The sequence below is a fragment of the Hymenobacter pini genome, from assembly GCF_020421205.1.
Taxonomy (GTDB): Bacteria; Bacteroidota; Bacteroidia; order Cytophagales; family Hymenobacteraceae; genus Hymenobacter; species Hymenobacter pini.
The window spans coordinates 1264125-1283652 of record NZ_JAIZZH010000001.1 but is presented as its reverse complement, the minus strand read 5'-3'; the positions used below and the strand labels follow the sequence as shown (position 1 = coordinate 1283652).

The 19528-nt window shown below is 59.7% G+C and carries 20 protein-coding genes; 10 read left to right on the top strand and 10 right to left on the bottom strand.

What is annotated here, in order from left to right; translation table 11 throughout:
- Window positions 1-46: 46 nt before the first annotated feature.
- The 3 genes from LF252_RS05375 to LF252_RS05365 all read right to left on the bottom strand — a co-directional run bounded on the left by LF252_RS05375 (window position 47) and on the right by LF252_RS05365 (window position 3274).
- Entirely contained in the window at window positions 47-616 is a 570-nt protein-coding gene (locus LF252_RS05375; RefSeq protein WP_226268467.1) for a hypothetical protein, read from the bottom strand.
- A gap of 250 nt (window positions 617-866) precedes the next feature.
- Entirely contained in the window at window positions 867-1583 is a 717-nt protein-coding gene (locus LF252_RS05370) for a hypothetical protein (protein ID WP_226268465.1), read from the bottom strand.
- Window positions 1580-3274, bottom strand: coding sequence for a S8 family serine peptidase (locus tag LF252_RS05365; RefSeq protein ID WP_226268463.1), 1695 nt, complete (start codon window positions 3272-3274; stop codon window positions 1580-1582). The genes LF252_RS05370 and LF252_RS05365 overlap by 4 nt, the downstream gene beginning before the upstream one ends.
- A gap of 215 nt (window positions 3275-3489) precedes the next feature.
- Between LF252_RS05365 and LF252_RS05360 the strand changes: the two genes are divergently transcribed.
- Both LF252_RS05360 and LF252_RS05355 read left to right on the top strand, forming a co-directional pair.
- Window positions 3490-4323 (top strand): OmpA/MotB family protein, encoded by an 834-nt coding sequence (locus LF252_RS05360; RefSeq protein ID WP_226268461.1) that lies wholly within the window; start codon window positions 3490-3492, stop codon window positions 4321-4323.
- Window positions 4324-4651: 328 nt separating this feature from the next.
- Window positions 4652-4885, top strand: a complete 234-nt coding sequence (locus LF252_RS05355) for a hypothetical protein (protein WP_226268458.1) — start codon at window positions 4652-4654, stop codon at window positions 4883-4885.
- A 68-nt stretch (window positions 4886-4953) separates the two neighbouring features.
- Here the strand turns inward: LF252_RS05355 and LF252_RS05350 are convergent, their stop codons facing one another.
- The 3 genes from LF252_RS05350 to LF252_RS05340 all read right to left on the bottom strand — a co-directional run bounded on the left by LF252_RS05350 (window position 4954) and on the right by LF252_RS05340 (window position 7649).
- Entirely contained in the window at window positions 4954-5511 is a 558-nt protein-coding gene (locus LF252_RS05350) for a 2'-5' RNA ligase family protein (protein ID WP_226268447.1), read from the bottom strand.
- 96 nt (window positions 5512-5607) lie between these two features.
- The gene (locus tag LF252_RS05345) at window positions 5608-6999 is read right to left on the bottom strand and encodes a M20/M25/M40 family metallo-hydrolase (protein WP_226268445.1); all 1392 of its coding nucleotides are present in this window, start codon (window positions 6997-6999) and stop codon (window positions 5608-5610) included.
- 83 nt (window positions 7000-7082) lie between these two features.
- Window positions 7083-7649: a histidine phosphatase family protein gene (locus LF252_RS05340; RefSeq protein WP_226268443.1), complete on the bottom strand. Its 567-nt coding sequence runs from the start codon at window positions 7647-7649 to the stop codon at window positions 7083-7085.
- A 261-nt stretch (window positions 7650-7910) separates the two neighbouring features.
- Between LF252_RS05340 and LF252_RS05335 the strand changes: the two genes are divergently transcribed.
- From LF252_RS05335 to LF252_RS05315, 5 genes are all read left to right on the top strand, one after another.
- Window positions 7911-9338 carry a T9SS type A sorting domain-containing protein gene (locus LF252_RS05335; protein ID WP_226268442.1) on the top strand — a complete coding sequence of 476 codons (1428 nt, stop codon included), beginning with the start codon at window positions 7911-7913 and terminating at the stop codon, window positions 9336-9338.
- A 192-nt stretch (window positions 9339-9530) separates the two neighbouring features.
- On the top strand, window positions 9531-10211 hold the full coding sequence (locus LF252_RS05330) for a response regulator transcription factor (RefSeq protein WP_226268440.1): 681 nt from the start codon (window positions 9531-9533) through the stop codon (window positions 10209-10211).
- Between the two features lie 121 nt (window positions 10212-10332).
- A complete protein-coding gene (locus LF252_RS05325) occupies window positions 10333-11661 on the top strand; it encodes a sensor histidine kinase (RefSeq protein ID WP_226268438.1) in 1329 nt (442 codons plus the stop codon).
- 77 nt (window positions 11662-11738) lie between these two features.
- The gene (locus LF252_RS05320; protein ID WP_226268436.1) at window positions 11739-12014 is read left to right on the top strand and encodes a hypothetical protein; all 276 of its coding nucleotides are present in this window, start codon (window positions 11739-11741) and stop codon (window positions 12012-12014) included.
- Window positions 12015-12087: 73 nt separating this feature from the next.
- Window positions 12088-12261, top strand: a complete 174-nt coding sequence (locus LF252_RS05315; protein ID WP_226268434.1) for a hypothetical protein — start codon at window positions 12088-12090, stop codon at window positions 12259-12261.
- A gap of 91 nt (window positions 12262-12352) precedes the next feature.
- Here LF252_RS05315 and surE read toward each other — a convergent pair whose 3' ends face one another.
- The gene (gene surE / locus LF252_RS05310; RefSeq protein WP_226268432.1) at window positions 12353-13237 is read right to left on the bottom strand and encodes a 5'/3'-nucleotidase SurE; all 885 of its coding nucleotides are present in this window, start codon (window positions 13235-13237) and stop codon (window positions 12353-12355) included.
- 130 nt (window positions 13238-13367) lie between these two features.
- Here surE and LF252_RS05305 point away from each other — a divergent pair, with 130 nt between their 5' ends.
- The 3 genes from LF252_RS05305 (at window position 13368) to LF252_RS05295 (ending at window position 16442) form a co-directional block, all read left to right on the top strand.
- Complete coding sequence (locus LF252_RS05305; RefSeq protein ID WP_226268430.1) at window positions 13368-14057, top strand: hypothetical protein; 690 nt, start codon at window positions 13368-13370, stop codon at window positions 14055-14057.
- A gap of 104 nt (window positions 14058-14161) precedes the next feature.
- Window positions 14162-14596, top strand: coding sequence for a DoxX family protein (locus LF252_RS05300; protein WP_226268428.1), 435 nt, complete (start codon window positions 14162-14164; stop codon window positions 14594-14596).
- 118 nt (window positions 14597-14714) lie between these two features.
- Entirely contained in the window at window positions 14715-16442 is a 1728-nt protein-coding gene (locus tag LF252_RS05295) for a M14 family metallopeptidase (protein ID WP_226268426.1), read from the top strand.
- A 63-nt stretch (window positions 16443-16505) separates the two neighbouring features.
- On the opposite strand, the gene LF252_RS05290 is transcribed toward LF252_RS05295, so the two are convergent.
- The 3 genes from LF252_RS05290 to LF252_RS05280 all read right to left on the bottom strand — a co-directional run bounded on the left by LF252_RS05290 (window position 16506) and on the right by LF252_RS05280 (window position 19422).
- Window positions 16506-17291 (bottom strand): hypothetical protein, encoded by a 786-nt coding sequence (locus LF252_RS05290; RefSeq protein WP_226268424.1) that lies wholly within the window; start codon window positions 17289-17291, stop codon window positions 16506-16508.
- A 26-nt stretch (window positions 17292-17317) separates the two neighbouring features.
- Window positions 17318-18067, bottom strand: coding sequence for a hypothetical protein (locus LF252_RS05285; RefSeq protein ID WP_226268422.1), 750 nt, complete (start codon window positions 18065-18067; stop codon window positions 17318-17320).
- Window positions 18068-18177: 110 nt separating this feature from the next.
- The gene (locus LF252_RS05280; RefSeq protein WP_226268420.1) at window positions 18178-19422 is read right to left on the bottom strand and encodes a bifunctional 3,4-dihydroxy-2-butanone-4-phosphate synthase/GTP cyclohydrolase II; all 1245 of its coding nucleotides are present in this window, start codon (window positions 19420-19422) and stop codon (window positions 18178-18180) included.
- Between the last annotated feature and the right edge of the window lie 106 nt (window positions 19423-19528).

Below are 19528 nucleotides of genomic sequence, written 5' to 3'. Positions count from 1 at the left end.
CTCAGCAGCCGGGCTTTTGTGTTCCAAAAGAGGAAAATAGTAGTGTTTACTCGGCAATAACTACTGCGCGGCCCAGCTTCTTGGAATACGCTACGCGTCGCTCCCGGCCATCTGATGAGGGATAATCGAAGCCGACGGCCCGGGTGTCCTCCTTTACCGAGGTCCAAGACTGAGCATCCACGTTTTCAGGCTGGGTAGCGGTGCGAGGTACGGCGGGCTGCACAAACCGGTCGTCGCGGAAGAAGCTGTTCATCCCTTGCAGAATAGCAATTTCCTTGTCGCGCACGGTGGCCGCCTGGGGGTCATCCATATCTCGCTGATTGATGAGGGCAGAAGCCGGCATTACTTCCTTACGAAGCGTGTCGCCGGTGCTGCTCACAATCATAAAATAGGCTTGGGAAGTGGCAATTTTAGGTCCTCGGAGCTGCAGCACAAAGTTGTCTTTGGCCTTGGTGGAGGAGAAATTGTGCTGGGCATTTACCGTACGCAGCACCGTGCGCTCCGATACCCGGCCCCGATTGGCTTCCGGCGTGGGCGTGAACACCCGGTCGGCGTTCTTGGAGGTCCCAACTTCCCGCTCCGTATTGATGCAGGAAGCAAGCTGAAGCAGAACCAAAACTCCAGCGGCAGGAAGTATACTCTTTTTCATGAAGGGGAAGAAAACCATCGTCAAATCAGTTCGGCAAAATACAAAAACTACCGTCAGCCGAAAATGCAGGGTGAACCTGAGGTTTCAGGAGTTGGGGGCTACTAGAACAACGCGCCTGCAGAAGGTATTGATAACCATCTGGGCGGGCTGCCTGTTGCTGCTTTTTACGGGACCAACTACCCGTTTGGATGCGTTGAACGTGCTTTTTTCTGGCGTTTTACAATAATCCCAGCTCAAACCCCACCAGCCACCGCGGAAGTTCCACATACTCAGGGCTGGCCCCGGCGACAAAGGTGCGGGAGAGCCGGTAGCGCCCCACCAGGGCGTAGCGCCCCGACCCCAGCCGGGCCCCTACCCCGTAGGGCCAGCGGCGCAGGTACCGCAAGCCGTGTTCGGTGCTGGTAACCCGCTTGCTACCGTTGGGTCCGGGCCGGTCTTCGGTGCGGTGCGTAACGGCCATGGCCCAGCCGCCCCAGCCGCTCACGTCTAGGTAGTGCCCAATCACGTTGCCTCGTCGGCCGTAGTTCAGCCGCCAGTAAGGCTCCAGTTGCACCTGTGAGAGTACCAACGACTCCTGCTGGTGCAGTTGGGCAGTGGGCACGCGCTTACCGGCGTTTTGCTGCAAGGAGTACACCAGCCGGGCGTAACGGACATCAAAGCCCGCCGCCATCGTATTCGTGAGCCGAAACTTGTGCCGGACGCCCGCAAAGCCTTCATTCGAAGCAAACGGCCGTAAATCGGCTCCTGGTCCGCCTAGCTGGCCCACCACGGGCGCGTAGCCGAGAAAAAAATGCCGGTAGAACGCCCGGTTTGGGCCGAAGCTCACTTCCATCGAATCGGTAGCGGGTTCGGCACGCAGCAGCACCCGCTGCGCCTGTGCGCCCGAAGCGGCCAGCGCCCCCAGCAAAGTCAGTAGTACACAGCGGTGCATCATCGTGAAGCCGGATACGTGGCCGTGTATCCCCGGTAATGTACACGAATAGTTTTGCCCTGCCCGAGTTCCGCTAGCGGCACCCGCAGCACGGCACGCTGGCTAACTTCCAGCACCTCGTAGCGCATCGGATGGCCAGCGGCGTCCAGCACCTGCCAGTACAGGTAGTTGGGTGGTGTGGCTGGCACTATCTCATCGGGCTGAGGGGGCTGCGGCGCACGGGCTTGCTCCTGCCCCACTGCTGCCACGGGCCGGGCCTCGGCCGGAGTAACGGCCTGCACCGAATCGGCAAACAGGGGCAGCACCCGGGCGGGCACCGTAGCCGCTTCCGTACGAATGATTACCCGTAGCACGGAATCCTGCCGCACAAAATCGAATGTGGGAGCAACATCGGCCGGCGCATTCAGTAGGCGGCTGGCCTGCGGCAACCCATACCCGTGGGCGTAGTCGAAATACGGATACAGCTGCCCCGCCTGCTGAATGCGCCGAAACAGCTCCATAGCCGTGAGGTTGCGCTGCTGCTGCCAGGCACAGGCCGCAAAGCCCGCCACCAGCGGGCTGGCAAACGAAGTACCCTCTGTGCGGGCATACCCACCCGGCAACGCCACAATAGCCGCACCAAAGGCGGCCACGTTCGGCTTCAGGCGTTTGCCCGGCGCGGGCCCGTAGCTGCTGAAATCAATGTGCAAGTACGTATCAGGGTCAAGCCCGCCCACGGCCAGCACGGAGTCCCCATCGGCCGGCGTACCCACGGTGCGCCAGCGCGGATCGTCGCCGTCATTGCCGGCGGCGTTTACCACCAGCATGCCTTTGCGCACGGCCAGCTCCGCGGCCCGGGCTACCAGGCTGGTGCGGCCGTTCATTTGCTCCGGGAAATAGCGCCGGTCGGTGTAACCCAACGAGGAATTGATGATATCTGCCCCGTTGCGGTCGGCCCACTCGGCGGCAGCCAGCCAAGCCTCTTCCTCGGCGTACTTCTCCCGGTGCATTTGTTCGGTGCGGGCTAGCAGAAACTCGGCATCGGGAGCCAGCCCCAAGTACGAACTATCGGGTAGCTGCCCCGCAATGCACGACAATACCTCCGTGCCGTGGTTACCGCCCTGGTACACATCGGGTGTGCGCCGCAGAAAATCGTAGGTAGCCACAATGGCTCCTTTGCGGCGCAGGTGCGCAAGGGCCGGGTGTTGATTAGCCCCGTTAAAACCTACATCGAAAATGGCAATACGCAGGCCTTTACCCGAAAGTCGGGCCCGCCGAAAACCGGCCGCTCCCAGGGAAGCCGTTTGTCGCCGCGCCAACGACCGGTCGGCCGCCGTGAGCGGGCGGGCAACGGCCGTTTGTCCGGCGGGCACTAGTGGCTCAATGGGCCAGGCAGCTACTTCGGCAACTTCCGGTAACAAACGCAGCCGGGCGGCCTGGGCCGGGGTTGCCCGGCAGGCCACCGCGTTAAACCACCGGCTTACCAGCGTAACCGTATCGACAGTGGCCCGCACGTGCGCTACAAAATCGGGCCGTACCGCAAAGTCGGTGCTATCGGCTGGGGGCAGGTGCTGGCGCAGGCGCCGGGCCTGGGCCGCCGGGCTGAAATACGCGGCCGGCTGCAGTTGCTGCCCCGCCTTGTGCCGGAATGTAACCCAGTACCGGGTGGCTGGAGGCTCGGGCAGGCTCTGCTCCGCTCCCGAAAATAACAGCACCCAACTAAGTATGAACAGATACAACGGAATACGGTGTGTGATTTGGGAGGAATATCCTAATGGCCCCAAAATACGCCAAAGCACGCAACTCTTTTTGCTGATTGCTCAAGCGCATTACCAATAATGTAAAATAAGCGGGCGAAACAACCCAGCCTTGCAGCACGTTTCATGGGTCGCTGCACTATAGCAGACTTGTTTTTTACTTGATTCTCAATATGAAATATTTCATAAATTCCTCCCTGCGCTACGCAGTATGCAGCGCGGGAATTCTCATGGGAGCGACGGGCTGTGTATCGCAAAAGAAATACACGGCGCTGCAAAACCAATTTACGGAAGCAAGCCGCTCACGCGACCAGCTGCAGGCGGAGAAGAGTGCCCTTGAGCAGGAGAAAGCCCGCAACGAGGAGGCGCTGCGAACTAGCTTATTATCGAAAAATCAACAGGTAAATCAGCTAAACGCGAATTTGAGTGGCGTTCAGCAGGAGAATTCGCAACTATCGGCCGACTTACGCAGCAAAGAGCAGCGAATTGCCGAAATGCAGCGAATTCTAGATCAGAAGGACGCCGCCGTAAAAGCACTCCGGCAAAAAGTAGGCGACGCCCTGCTCGGATTTAACGCGCAGGATTTACAGGTCAACGTCAGAAACGGCAAGGTGTACGTATCTCTTTCCGAGCAACTGCTATTTAAATCCGGCTCCACCAAGGTTGACCCCAAAGGGCAAGAAGCCCTAACCAAACTAGCAGCCGCCCTCAAAGGAAACCAGGATGTAAATGTGCTGGTAGAGGGCCATACCGACAATGTACCCATTGCTAAAGGCACCGCAGGCATGCGCGACAACTGGGATTTAAGCGTATTACGGGCTACTGAAATTACCCGCATCCTGACGCAGGCCGGCCTGCCGGCCTCGCAGGTAACCCCCTCGGGCCGGGCGCAATACGTGCCTGTAGCCACCAATGATAGCCCGGCCAATAAGGCGCTGAACCGCCGCACCGAAATTATTCTGACCCCGAAGCTTGACGAGCTATTTCAGATTCTGGAGCAGAATTAACAACTCAGCATACAACCCTAAGACTTGGCCACACAAATATTAGGTAGTAGTGGCTTCGTTTTTGCCATACTGTTGGTTGCTTTAGTACGGTAATTTGATTCGGAATCATTTTCGTCCTAAGCAAGCAACTTACTGAAAGGCCTGCCGTATGAAGCAGCAGCATTTTGATTAAACTATCAGTTTTCAGGTAAATAGATGATAATTTATTTTGCTTTCGGAAGCATGAATACAAGCTGGATTTTACCGATTACGTAAAACCTAGCGGTTGTTATTTCAGAAAAAACATGCACATTTGGCCTTATTTTTTCTCCAAAATAAATTTCACCCAATGGCAACTGCTGACCTAAACAAACTGCAACAAATTCTGGCTAACGCAGAAGAGAACGATGCTGTTCTTTCGCAAATCCGGAAGCAGATTGCAAAAGTAAATGAGCTGATGACTGAGCTCAATGAAATGATCGAACCAGGCTACAAGGTGGTTAAGAAGGAACGTAAACCCCGCGCCGCCAACGCCAGCGGTAAGCGCCCCGGCCGCCCGCGCAAAAATGCCAGCGCTGAATAATATTTTTGGCTGACAGTTATATTCTCTCCCACCAACGCCCCGGCTTGCACAAGCCGGGGCGTTGCGTTTCAAACCGGGTAGTCAGTTGAAGCAGGTGCCAGTTGAAACAGCACCTCCGCCAGCCACTGCTGCCCGGTATGCCGAAACAGGACCAACTCGTGCAGCTCCATATCTGCGGCAAAGCGCCGGTGGGCAAATAGCTCCTGCAAGGCTGGCACTTGGTGCGGGGGTATGTCGCGGGTGGCCAGGGTAACGTGGGGCACAAAACGCCGGGCTGGCTGGGGCACAGCTGGCAGTTCCTGGGCGCAGAGCTGATAAAATTGCTGATGCAGCGCTAGCAGTCCAGGGGTTTGCTGCACATGCACGTACAACGTGCGCTGCTGAAACCAGGCAAAGTCGCGCAGCTGCACCAGACAGGCCCGGTTGCCCGCAGCATAGGTGGCAAGCATCCTGGCCAGAGCCTCGCCAAACTCCGGCGGGCGCCGCAACGGCGGCATCAGTGTAATGTGCGGAGGCAGCCGAACAGCGTTGCGGCTACCAGTAAGCTGGTGCACCTGCTGTTTCAGTGCCCAAACTTGCTCACTGACTACCGGGGGCAACAGGAATGCTACGAGATACAACTCCATTTTAGCAATTGCTAAGCACACAAAACGCCCGTCGGCCGGATACGTGCTACTACGCATCCGGCCGACGGGCGTTTGGGGCCACTGCCACAGCTAAGACTATAGGCCGTATTTGCTCATCAGGTAAATAAGAGCGGCCATGCTGGCCCCGCCCAGCTCCAATTCCCGGCGGTTTACCTTGTCAAAGGTATCGGCGGCGGTGTGGTGGATGTCGAAGTAGCGCTGAGAGTCGCAGTGGTAGCCGATGAGAGCCTTTACCTGCTCCTTGAGGGGCTCAATATCGGTACCGGAGTGACCGGCCGTAAACTCGCCGCTACCGTAGGGGCGGAACAGCGGCTGCCAGGCCTGAATTTTACGCACGGTGGCCGGCTCCGCTTCAATTGAGAAGCCCCGGGGTGTGAACCCGCCCCCATCCGACTCCATAGCAGCTAGGTGTTTTTCACCGAGGGCTTTGGCCTGCTCGGCGTATTTAGTGCCGCCCCGTACGCCGTTTTCCTCGTTCATGAACAACACGGCCCGCACCGTGCGCTCGGGGCGCAGCCCCGTCGCTTTCAGCAGACGAAGCACTTCCATGCTCTGGGTACACCCCGTACCGTCGTCGTGGGCACCCTGACCCAAGTCCCAGGAGTCGAGGTGGCCGCCTACGCTAATTATTTCTTCGGGATATTTCGAGCCTTTAATTTCCCCCACCACGTTGTAGCTCTTGGTTTCGGGAAGTTGCTGGCAGCTCATTTCCAGCTCCACGGTCAGGTTCGGGTCGGCTTTCAGCAGTTGGCTAAGCTCATCGGCGCCGTTGGTGCTCAGGGCCGCCGCCGGTACTTTGGCTACGTTGTCTTCGTAGCGCATGGTGCCGGTGTGCGGAAAATCGTCGTGGGCCAGGGACAGGCTACGCACCAGGGCACCTACGGCCCCGCGCTTGGCGGCCTCGGCGGCCCCGCTGCGGCGCTGGTCGCCGGCTTCCCCGTAGGCCCGGCCCGTTTCCACGTACAGCGGGTTCATGGGGCGGTTGAAGAACACAAACTTGCCCTTCACCTTCTCGGCCGGGAGGGCCGCCAGCTCTTTCAGGCTTTGCACCTCAATTACCTGCGCCTTCAGCTTGCCATTGGTGCCTACCGAGCCCCCCAGGGCGCACACGTTCAGGGCCAGGCCTTTGCCCTTCGAGCCTTTCACCTGAGCTTTTTCCTTGGCGCCGCGCACCCAATGCGGCACCATCACCTCTTGCAGATACACCCGGTCGAGGCCCATTTTTTCCATCACCGTTTTACCCCACTGCACCGCCTGCTCGGCCTGGGGTGAACCGCTGAGGCGGCCGCCAATCTGGCCCGTGAGGTAGCGGAGGTTGTCATAACTCTGACCACGGGCCAGCGCCTCGTCGTAAATTTTGCGGATGGCTACCGAGTCGATGGAAGTTTGGGCCGAAGCGCCGGATGCAGTGGCAACCAGCAGACCGGCCGCCAGACCCAGTGACCGGGTAAAGGAAAGAAAACGCATGGGAGAGAAAGTTGGAAATAGGCCTTAACAGCGCCTAATAGAGAAATAAACGGCTGGGAGGTTGCAGCAGCCACGGCTGCTACTCAGGGATTGGCCGGGCCGTAGCGGCGAGCGGTGGCCCGGGCCGGTTGGGTAGAGTCGCGCGGCATGGTGACTTCCAGCAGGTAGTTGTACTCGTTGTCGTTGACGGTGGGTACCGGCCGGGCGGCCCCGAAGGCCTCCACCGTTTCCAGAATCGTATTGGAGTGTCCCACTATTAGCACATTTTTACCCCGGTACTCCTGCCGGACGCGCCGGGCCAGCGCGGCCAACTGCTTGGCATCGTACGCCTGCACAGGCAGCCTGAGAGCATCGGCCAAGGGTTGGGCGGTACTGCGGGTGCGGGTGGTAGCGGTGCTAAAAATGCCGCTGAGCATACCGTTGCGGCGGAGAGTGTCGCGCAGGGCCAAAGCACGCTGCTGGCCGGCGGCCGTGAGGGGCGGATCCGGCAGGCCGGGCGTCAGCTCCTTTTCCGCGTGGCGGACGATGTACACGTGCGTGTCAAAACCCTTGGCTAAGTGGTTCTGTAAGGCTTGGCGGCCACAGCCGCTGCCGAGCAGCAACAACAGAAAAGCCAGTAGAATCAGCAGCGGAGAAATGCGGCGTTTCATACGTTTCAGAAGATAAGTTGAGGTACTGCGGACTGCAAGCAGCCGTAAACCGCTACTCCGCAAAGCAAGTTACTTTCCGGACAAATCGGGCGGCTCGGTTACCGAAAAATCAGCGGAATAGTACTGGCTTATTTCTGCGCGCTGTGTTGTTGCGCCTCGAAATTATGCCATAGTTTTGCACAATCCTACCCCGCCCGGCCATCATCCTACTGAATGGCAACCTCTTAATCCCGAATTACACACCCGCATTCTTTCGTTTGTATGCTCAACAAATCCTTTCTGCTTGCGGCGGCCCTGGTGGTAGGAGCCGCCGATGTCCGCGCCCAAGCCGTGAACAACGTAACAGAAGTTGTGACCAGCTTCGGCGGCCTCTGGCAAAGCTCGGCTACTGCCAAAAACCCCGTCAAGCCCAACAATTCGCACGATTTGCTGGCTTTTTCGCTGAACGGTATCCGGTATTCAACCGGCGTTGATGATGCTTTGCTGAGCACGAACAACCTCGCGTTTACGGCGGCGCAATTCAAGGCGCTGCCCGTATTAGCCCTAAGCGGCACTATTGGGAGCAATACCAAAGTTGGCCTTGGGGCACTCTACGATAATGTGGCCAACGGAGCCAGCTCCCCGCCCCCCGCCAACGACATTCCGTTTTATCTGCGCGACGGGCGTAACGGCCTCAACCTGGGTACCGGCGCGGCCAACGTACCCAGCGGCACCCTCGATTTTTCAATTTCCGAGGTGGTAGCCTCGGCGCTGGGCGATGGAACGCCGGACATTCTGGTTACGCAGATTGCCGACCCCGCCGGCTCCCAGGACCAATACCAGTTCCTGGATGCCAACAACCAGGTAATCGGCAATACGGTAACGGTGACCTTTACCAGCATTGACCCGGTGGGCAGCTGGACGGCCGACTTCTACGAAGCTTCCCAGCGCCCCATGAGCCTGAACGCCGGCTTCCGGCAGACGGACCGGGACCTGCGCCTCTGGGCCGCCGACTTGAGTGCTTTTGGTATTACCAGCGCCAATGTAACCCGCATCCGCAAGTTCCGGGTGCTGCTGAGCGGCAACAGTGACTTGGCTTTTGTAGCCTACAACGCGCAAACGGCCACCTTCTCCAATCCGCCGCTGCCCGTTACGCTTACCTCGTTTGGGGGGCAGGCCACAGCCACGTATTCGGACCTGACCTGGAACACGGCGCAAGAGGTAAACTCGGAAGCCTTTGAGGTGGAAGCCAGCACCGATGGCCGCACGTTCCGGACCGTGGGCCGGGTAGCCGCCGCGGGCAGCTCGGCCCAGGCCCGCCGCTACGCGTACCGCCACTTCACTACCCGGACCGGCACCCGCTACTACCGTCTGCGGCAGCTGGATTTGGATGGCACCAGCGCCTACTCCTCGGTGGTAACCCTGGCCCCCCAGCGCCGGGCCGGAACCGCTACCGTAACTGCCGCGCCTAACCCCTTCCACAACAAGCTGGAGCTGTTTGTGAGCAGCCCCGATGCGGCACCTACTTCCGCTACCGTAACGCTCACTACCCTGGCCGGCCGCACCTTGTACACGCACTCCTTCAGTGGTGGCCTCGGCCAGGCGGCGGTGCTGGAGCTGCCCGGCTTGCCCGCGTTGCCCGCTGGCCTGTACCTGGCCCGGGTGGTGCTTGATGGGAAGCTCACCGTGCTGAAGGTAGAGAAGAAATAACCCTCCAATTCATTTGGAACAGCCTGCAAGGCCCTCCCCAACGGGAGGGCCTTTTTGGTGGCACGTGGGCGCGGGCTGGCTACTCTTAGTGGACGCGTCCTCCCCGCTCATCCCAAATCAGGGGAGCTTCATTCGTCCTTCACCGCCGGGCTGCGTATGTTGCAGCATCTATAAGCCCATTCCGCCACTGCCATGCACGTTCTCATCGTCGAAGACGAGAAAAGCCTCCACCAGGAAATCCGTCAGTTTTTGCTGCAGTCCCAGTACCTCGTCGATTCGGCCTACACCTACGCCGAGGCCTCCGAGAAGATTTTTGTCAACAGCTACGACTTTGTTCTGCTTGACTTGGGCTTACCGGGCGGCGACGGGCTGGACCTGTTGCGTGAAGCCCGCCGCAACGACCGGCAGGAGGCTTCGTTCATCGTTCTGACGGCCCGCGGCGCTATCGACGACCGGGTGAAGGGGCTGGATCTGGGAGCCGACGATTATCTGCCTAAGCCCTTTTCCTTGCTGGAGCTTCAAAGCCGCATGCAGGCCATTACCCGCCGCAAATTTGGCTTGAAGCGGCAGGAATTGGTCTTCGGCAACGGCTTCCAGCTGGATGCCACGGGCCGCACCCTGCGCTACCATGACCAGGACGTGTCTCTCACCAAGAAGGAGTTTGACCTGCTGCATTACCTATTGCTGCACAAAAACCGCGTGCTGACGCGCCTGCAGCTGGGTGAACACCTGTGGGGCAATGTGCTGGAGGACGACTCAGACTCCAACTATATTGACGTGCACATCAAGAACATCCGCAAGAAGCTCGGCCAGTTTGCGCCCACCGATTTCCTGGAAACCGTGCGCGGCATTGGGTACCGGGTGACGGAATAACGGCTTCATACAGAAGACGGCGCGGCAGGTGTCCGGATGCCAACGGTACAACACATCTTGGCATCTGGGTATTCTGCCGCAATGCGCCACGCCCAACTACTCACCTACATCTCAAATTACCATGCGGTTAGAAGCCAAGCTGGCCCTGTTCAACGCGCTTTCCAAGCTGCTGCTGGTGCTGCTGGGTGCCGTGGTGATTCCGCCCATTGTGAGCCGGGTGGCGGTGTCGCACACCGACCAGCGCCTGCACGAGAAGCGGGAAGAAGTGCTGGACCTCATTGAGCGGGACGGTATTTCGGCGTTTGTACAGGGCGAGGAATACGCCGACTATAACATTCTGAAGCAGGAGTATATTACGCTTACGCCTCTACCCACCAGCGCCGACCCGCGCCACCTGCCCCACCCGCCCCGCATTTTCGATGAGCCCCGGCAGGTTGACAATCAAATTGAGGACTTCCGCATCCTGAGCCAGCAGTTCAGCACGGCCGGCCGTAACTACCGGCTGGAAATCGGCTCGTCGCTGGCTACGGTGGAGCTGCTCACCGACACGCTGCGGCGCATGGCCCTGTGGGTGCTGGTGATTGGGGCGTTGCTGACGATTGTAACCGACGCAGCCTTTGCGCACTACCTACTGCGCCCATTGCGGCGGCTTATCAGCAATAAGCTGCAGGGCGTGCACCATCCCTCGGCGTTTTCCTACGAGCCGCTGGCTACCACCACCACCGACTTCCGCCGCCTCGACGACAGCCTGAACGACACGATGCGGCGGGTGCAAACGGCTTTCGAGAAAGAGCGGGAGTTTATGTCCAACGTATCGCACGAGCTGCTTACCCCGGTAAGTATTCTGCAGTCGAGGTTTGAGAATATGCTGCAGGACCCCGAGCTGGGTCACGCCCACTCGCTCAAGATTGTAGAGTCGCAGAAGACGCTGTACCGCCTGCGCAACACCGTGAAAACCCTGCTGCTGATTGCCAACATCGAAAACGAGCAGTACCTGCGCGACGAAGCCGTATCCCTGGCGGCTGTACTGGCCGACGTGACGACCGAGCTGGAAGACCGACTGGCCCAGCGCGACATCCGGCTTATGGAAGACCTGCGGCCCGATTACATCGTGCGCCAAGCCAACCGTACCCTGCTGTTCACGCTGTTGTTCAACCTGATAAGCAACGCGGTGAAATACAACCGGGAAAGCGGCACTATTACCGTAAGCGGCCGCCCCGAGGCAGACGGCTACCGGCTGTCGGTGGCGGATACCGGGCCGGGCATTGCGGCCCAGCACCTTCCCCATCTGTTCGACCGGTTCCGGCGGTTCCAGGCCGGTGCGGCGGCCCCCGAAGGCTACGGGCTGGGCTTACCCATTGCCAAAACCATTGCCGAGTTTCACAAAGCCCCGCTCACGGTAGAATCGACGGAAGGCAAGGGCACTACCTTTTCCCTGTGGTTTCCGTGAGCAACGCGCTGCCGGAGCATCCCGAAGGAGCAGCTTACGTACAAGGGGCGTCTCACCAATAATCCCCCTCAACTCCCATGAAAAAGCTCCTGTTTCTGGTCCTGCTGGCCGCCGCTGCTACCTCCGCCAATGCCCAAGCTGTGCAGAAAAAAACCACCGCCACCAGCACCCAATCTACCCCCAGCGGCACGGCCCGGACCACTGTGCGTACCCACGAGGTAAGCACGCCCAGCGGCAACTACAACGCCACGGCCAAAACCCAGACGGTAACCACACCAGCTGCCAGCAGCACCCGCAAAACCACCACAACGAAGCGCAACTCGGCCCATAGCACGCACACAATGCAGCACTAGGTTCACGCACTCTTCATACGCCAGCGGGTATGTTTGGCTTCGCGCCTGACTACTTTACCCCGCCCCTCGTTGTATGAAGAAAATCCTGCTGTTGGTTGTGGTGTTTCTGGGGCTGCTGTGGCTGCTGAGCCGATTACTGCCCCCGGCTCTGCCCACCGCACGGCACATGGCGGCCGTGCCGGTGGTGCGAAAACCTGATCACCCATCGGTGGCCCGTCCGAAGCACGTTTCGCTGCCTCCCCACTAGCCATTGGTCACGCTCACAACCGCGCCCCGGTTCCTGCAACATAGCGTTGTGGGAGCCGGGGCGACGATTTTAGTTGATTTGCCGCCTAGTGCTAGCCAATGCCCTCGGCCGATTCGCCGGGTTCCGGCTCGGCGCTGCCCACGGTGGGAGTCGGTGCCTGACTGCCCTTAGGCGTGGGGCTCAGCTCCCAGCTGGCGTTCATTTCGCGCAGGCCGTAGAGGGCCGTCAAATCGTACTGGCAGGGCACAATGGAAATATAGTTGTGGGACAGGGCGTATTCGTCGGTATCCTGGCCGTGGTCTTCATTCACGAAGGAGCCAATCAGCCAGTAATACGGCCGGTTGTGCGGGTCATGGCGCAGGTCGAATTCCTCCTGCCACTTGGCCCGAGCCTGCCGGCACAACCGGGCTCCGGCAATGGGCTCCGCCGATTTTTTGGGGATGTTGATGTTCAGGGCTGTGCCCTGCGGAATACCATGCTCCAGCGCCTGCCGGGTCAGAAACTCAATCCACTCCTCGGTGTGTGAGAAGTCAGCGCCGTGGCCGTAGTCGCAGAGGGAGAAGCCAATGGCGGGCAGCCCTTCCACCGCCGCCTCAATAGCCGCCGACATGGTGCCGGAGTACAGCACGTTCACGGCGGAGTTGGAGCCGTGGTTAATGCCCGATACCACCAGGTCGGGGCGCCGGTCCTTGAGCACATGGTGCTTGGCCAGCTTCACGCAGTCGGCGGGGGTGCCGCTGCATTCGTAGGCCTCCACGCCTTCAAAAATGGAGCTGGCATCGAGGCGCAACGGGTGGCCAATGGTAATGGCGTGGCCCATGCCCGACTGCGGCGAGTTGGGCGCTACCACCACCACTTCACCAATGCGGCGCATCACCCGCACCAGCGTAGCAATACCGGGGGCGGTAATACCGTCATCGTTGGAAATCAGAATCAGGGGCTTGCGGGCTGGTGTCGTCACGGGAAGCAAAGTCAAGTAGTGGTCAGATATGGAACAAAGGTAGGCAGCGCCAATGCAACGAGTGGAGCCTGGAGCTGCTTTGCCTAACGCCGGGCAGTAGGCTCAGGTTTTCAACAACTGCGCCGTTAGCCGCGTATAGCGGGCTATGCTGCCCCGATTTCTACTTGTAACCCTGCCACTTATTGCCGGCTCTCTGGCCGGTTGCGACACTGGCACTACTACCCGCTCGGCCACCGACCCCGGCACTCCGCCCTTCGCCGCTGCTGATGGCAGCCCCGCCCCGGTTTCACCGGGCTCGGCCCCGGTAGCTCAGGGCGCTGCCTTGGGCACCGCCGATACCGGAGCCCCACTGCCCGATTCCCTGCACCTCATCAGCCCCGGCCGGGCAGGCCGCCTACGCCTGGGTATGTCGGAGGCCAAGCTGAAGAAAGTGGTACCGGCGGAACTGCTTACGCCTGCCACTTACCAAGACAACGGCCAGACACTGCCAGCCTACCAGCTGCGGGATGCTGCGTACCCCGATGCTCCCGCTTCCATGCTGCAAATGATTGGGGACGCGCGCACCGGCTACCGCATCCGGCGCATCCGAATATATTCGCCGCACTACCGCACGGCTGAGGGCATTGGGGTTGGCTCGCCGTTTGGGGCGGCCCGCCAAAACTTGGGGCTTACACGCATCCGTAACACGCCGGCTGGGCTGGCCGCCGTGTCGGGGCAGGTGCAGCTAGCTTGGGTGATTGACCCTAAGTCGCTACCCAATAAGCCCCCGGAGCAAATTACTTCGGGGGAGATTCCGCCCGCTTCGCGCATCACTGGGGTATTACTTTACCGGTAAACTTCTAGCCCGACTGATTGCATTTAATAACAAATATTGTACTTTGGCAAAACTCAAGCGCACCTTTCCTTTCCAATAGCTCCTGGCCTGACCTGCATCTGTCTATGGCACTGTTCGAAAACCGCTACCGTACCCATGATCTAGGGCTCCTGCTTCTGCGCGTAGGTATCGGGATTATGTTCACCGTGCACGGCTACCCCAAGCTCACGGGCGGCGTGGCTACCTGGACGGAGCTGGGCGGCTCCATGCAGCTGCTGGGTATCAAGTTTGCACCGGCCTTCTGGGGATTTCTGGCCGCTTTTGCCGAAGCCGTGGGCGGACAGCTGCTGGCTATTGGACTGTTTTTCCGGTTTACGTGCGCACTGTTGCTGGGCACTATGGTGGTAGCCACGGTGGTGCACCTGAGCAGCGGCGACGGGTTCAACCAATATTCGCACGCGCTTGAGTCGGCCATTCTGTTCCTGAGCTTGGCCTTCATCGGGCCCGGCAAGTACAGCCTCGACCAGATGCTGTTCCCAGCCCCACGACGGTTGTATTAACCTGTTCCTTTTACTCTAGCTTGTACAGCCGTTTCGTGCCCCGCGCGAAACGGCTTTGCTTTGCAGGCCACCTTTGCGGGCAACCTGCGTCTTTTGGCCACTGTATCTTCATCCTTCTATGCTGGCACCTCTCCTCTCCGCCTTTCTGCTGATTACCGCCCCCGCACCTGACTGGCGCACGCCTTTTGAAAAAGGCAACGGCAATACCACCACTACCCACGCCGAATGCATCAGCTATTACCAGCAGTTGGATGCCGCCTACCCCGAAATTCAGCTGCGCGAAGCGGGTCAGACCGACAGCGGCCGGCCTTTGCATGAGGTAGTCGTTTCGCTGGACGGGGATTTTGAGCCGGCTTCACTGCGGGCTAAAGGCCGGCGGGTAGTGTTTATTCAGAATGGCATTCACCCGGGGGAGCCTGAGGGCATTGACGCCAGCATGATGCTGGCCCGCGACTACGTGCAGAAAAAAGAGCTGCGCCGGCAGCTGGCTGACGTGGTGCTCGTGTTTATCCCAATTTACAACGTGGATGGCGCCCTCAACCGCAACTCCACCACCCGCACCAACCAGAACGGCCCCGAGAGCTACGGTTTCCGCGGCAACGCCCGCAACCTCGACCTGAACCGGGACTATATCAAGCAGGACTCGCGCAATGCCCGTGCGTTTGCCCAGCTGTTTCAGCGCTGGCAGCCCGATGTGTACGTGGACACCCACACCTCCAACGGGGCCGACTACCAGTACACCATGACGCTGATTGCCACCCAGAAGGACAAGCTGCACCCGGCCCTGAGCCATTACATGCAGCAGCAACTGCTGCCGGCTTTGTACGGAGGAATGGATAAGAAGAAATGGTACCTCACGCCCTACGTGGATTTTGAGGGCCGCACTCCCGATGCCCGGGGGCTGGTGGGCTTTCTGGAAACGCCCCGCTACTCTACCGGGTACACCACCCTGTTCAACACCATCGGGTTTGTAACCGAAACCCACATGCTCAAAACCTACACGCCGCGGGTACGCGCTACCTATGATTTTCTGGAGCTGCTCATCCGGCAGGTGCACCAGGATGGGGCGGCCATTGCCCAGGCCCGGGCCGAGGCCAACCGCCAGCTAGCGGAGCAACAGCAGTTTGCCTTGGGCTGGAAACTGGATACCACCCAGGTTGAACAGTTTACTTTCCGCGGGTTTGAAGGCAAATCCAAGCCCAGTGAGGTGAGCGGCCTGCCCCGGCTGTACTATGACCGGAAAGCTCCCTTCACCAAATCCATTCCGTACCGCAATACCTTCCGGCCTACCGTGCAGGTGCAGCGCCCCCGCGCCTACGTGGTGCCGCAGGCCTGGGGCGAGGTGGTAGAACGCCTCCGCCTCTCGGGGGTGCAGCTGCGGCAACTGGCCGCCGATACGGTCATCACCGGCGAAACCTACTACATCCAGGACTACAAAACCGGCCCGCGCCCTTACGAGGGTCACTACCTGCACAACCAGGTACAGGTGCGCACCGCGCGCCAGCCCCGCCCCTTCCTGCGCGGCGACTACGTAATATCCCTGAATCAGCCCGCAGCCCGGTACCTCATTGAAACCCTGGAGCCGCAAGCTACCGACTCGTTTTTTGCCTGGGGCTTCTTCGACAGCATTCTGCAGCAGAAGGAGTACTTCTCGGATTATGTCTTTGAGGACGTAGCCGCCGACTTGCTACGCCGTCGGCCCGAGCTCCGCACGCAGCTGGAAGAAAAGAAGAAAACCGACCCCGCTTTTGCCGCCAGCGCCGCCGCCCAGCTCGATTGGGTATACCGCCAATCAGACCACTACGAAACCAGCCATTTGCGCTACCCGGTACTGCGCGTACTCTAGGCGTCGGCTTGGTTTATTGAAACAGTAAGCGGGTTATGCCGGATGAAACGCGGCATAACCCGCTTACTGTTTTACAGAGTTCAGGGAGTTGGCGTAGTTGATGATGTAGGCCAGCTCCCGGGCATCCGTGAAGCTTAGTTTGTTGTCTTTGGCGTACTGCTCAATGCGGCGGCTGGTATCCCGGAAGTAGGCTAGCACGTCCTTCTTAGGGTTGCGCAGCGTAACCACGTTGCCGTTGGGCAGGCCCAGGAAAAAAGAGTCCTGCACATCCGTATAATAGCCCACAGTGCGGCTGGGCATACCGTAGCCGTACCCGCCGTAGCCGTACGGACCCACCCCCGAATTGATGGGGCGCTGTACCAAGCCCTCACGCCGCAGCAGAATAATGGGGCCACTGCTCAGCTGCTCGAAGAACCCTGGTGCCCGAAAGTCACTGTAGTCGTTACCACGGTTCCAGCGGTACGTGCGGAATACCCGTACCAAAGCCGTATCGGGCCGCTCCCGGCGGCGAGGGGCGGGCATGGTGTACAGCGGGTTGCCATAGTAGTAGCCCTGCCGCATGGCGTAAAAGTCGTCGTAGTAAAAACGCTCTCGGCTTCGGTCGTACCGCTCGCCCTGCACGGCAAAACTCTGCACGTTCACGGCGGGCAGGGTGCGGACGGTATTGTCGGCCAGGCTCATGGTGAGGGTTTCCTCGGTGCGGTGCAGCATCACCGGGCCCGAGAGCGTGTCGCCGGTGCTGAGCAGCACGGAGCCCCGGTTGAACTGCTGGGTGAAGCCTTCCCCGCCACGCTGAGCCTGTGCGGCTACGGGTAACAGAAGCAGAAGGAAGCCGAAGATTTTTTTCATACCGCAGAATACTGAAAAGCTACCGATTACGGCACTGGTACAAAACGCCCTTGCCGAAATATAAGTTTGAACGGCTTGAAGGGTTCATCGGCGTACACATCCGGGTCATTGGGCCCCTCATCCGCATCCAACGACAGGATTTGCCGCGCCGGATCAAACGTCATTGCCACGTTACAGATGGTCAGCTCATTTTTGTTGCTATGGTCTTTAACGCTGAACACCTGATTATCCAGAATCAGGTAATTGCCTTTCAACTCCAGCACATACGCCGTATATCCCAGACAAATCCCACTCCCTTTTTCGTTGCCTAGCAACAGATATAACTTGCGGCCCGGAGCTTGGAGCGGGTACAGTTCGCTGAAAGCACACTCCACTGGTACGTGATACGCAAAGAGCTGGCCGGCCGCGTTTTGCCACTGCACTACCACATTATCAACCGTGCCGCGGGTGCCGCCGGAGTCGTGCGTGAAGGAGTATACGCTCAGTTGCGCCTGGTCATCGGAGGCAGCCCCCAGCGTAATGCCCAGCCTGCTGGCTTGCAGATCATCTAACCGATGAGTGCGCAGGTACGCCACCAGCTTACGGGCCACATACCCAACTGCTTCCCCATTATCCCCTTCTCCATTCGGCAGGTTTGCCAGGTGCTCCACGGCCTTCTTCACTTCGCTGGCTGTGGGCGGGCGGCGGACCGCTGGTTGCGCCTGTCCGGTCAGGAATGAAAACAGGCCGGCAGCTACCAGCAAACCGGAGAAGCGGAACGTTCGGGATTCAGACACTGGAGTGTGGGGAGAAGTACTACCGATAGTTACGGCTTTCCGCGCAAAGCACGAGCCCCTGCCGAATGTATATCCGACAGGGGCTCGTGCTTAGTTGATCTGCTGCTGTGCTATTCCGCCGTAGTAGCCGCCGTATCCGGATGCGGATGACGGTCTTTGTGCAGAATGGTGTGGCCCAGCTTATCACGCTTGGTGGTCAGGTACCGCTCGTTATGCTCGTTAGGCTCCACTTCAATCGGCACCGAATCCACGATTTCCAGGCCGTAGCCAATGAGGCCGGTGCGCTTGCGGGGGTTGTTGGAGAGTAGGCGCATCTTGCTGATGCCCAGGTCGCGCAGGATTTGGGCGCCCACGCCATAGTCCCGCTCATCCATGCCGAAGCCCAGCTCCAGGTTGGCTTCTACCGTGTCGCGGCCCTGCTCCTGCAGCTTGTAGGCGCGCAGCTTGTTGAGCAGGCCAATACCCCGGCCCTCCTGGTTCATATACACGATTACGCCGCGGCCCTCCCGCTCAATCTGCTGCATGGCGCGGTGCAGCTGGGGGCCACAGTCGCAGCGGCAGCTCCCGAAGATGTCGCCCGTGACGCAGGAGCTGTGCACCCGTACCAGCACGGGCTCGGGGCCCGAAATATCGCCTTTTACCAGGGCCAGGTGCTGGGCGCTGGTGGTGCGCTGGGTGTAGGCAATCAGGTCGAAGTCGCCGTAATCCGTAGGCAGCTTCACCGAAATTTCGCGGGTGATGAGGCTTTCCTTTTCGAGGCGGTACTTGATCAGGTCCTGCACCGAAATCAGCTTCAGGTTCCACTTGGTGGCAATTTTGCGCAGCTCGGGCAGGCGGGCCATTTCGCCGTCCTCCTTCAGGATTTCAACCAGCACCCCGGCCGGCTCAAAACCCGCGAGACGGGCCAGGTCGATGGCGGCCTCGGTGTGACCGGCGCGGCGCAGTACGCCTTCCTTGCGGGCTTTCAGCGGGAAAATGTGGCCAGGCTTGCCCAGCTCCTCGGGCTTGGTATCGGGGTCGATGAGGGCCAGGATGGTCTTGCTCCGGTCGGAAGCCGAAATACCGGTAGTTACGCCGTTTTTGAGCAGGTCGATGCTCACGGTGAAGGGCGTGGCGTGCAGGGCCGTGTTGCGGCCCACCATCAGCTCCAGGCCCAACTCCTCGCAGCGCTGCTCAATGAGCGGGGCGCACACCAGGCCGCGGCCGTGGGTGGCCATGAAGTTGATGACCTCGGGCGTGGCGCAGCGGGCGGCGCAGATAAAGTCGCCTTCGTTTTCACGGTCTTCGTCGTCAACGACTACTACGACTTTGCCGGCGCGGATGTCGGCAATGGCGTCTTCAATGGAATCCAGCATGGAGCGCGGATTAAACGGATTAAAGGATTTCGCGGATTTGGAAACGGCTCGGGTAAGCCGATTTCCATCCGCGTTACGCCGCTACAACCCGTAACGGTGCCGCGAA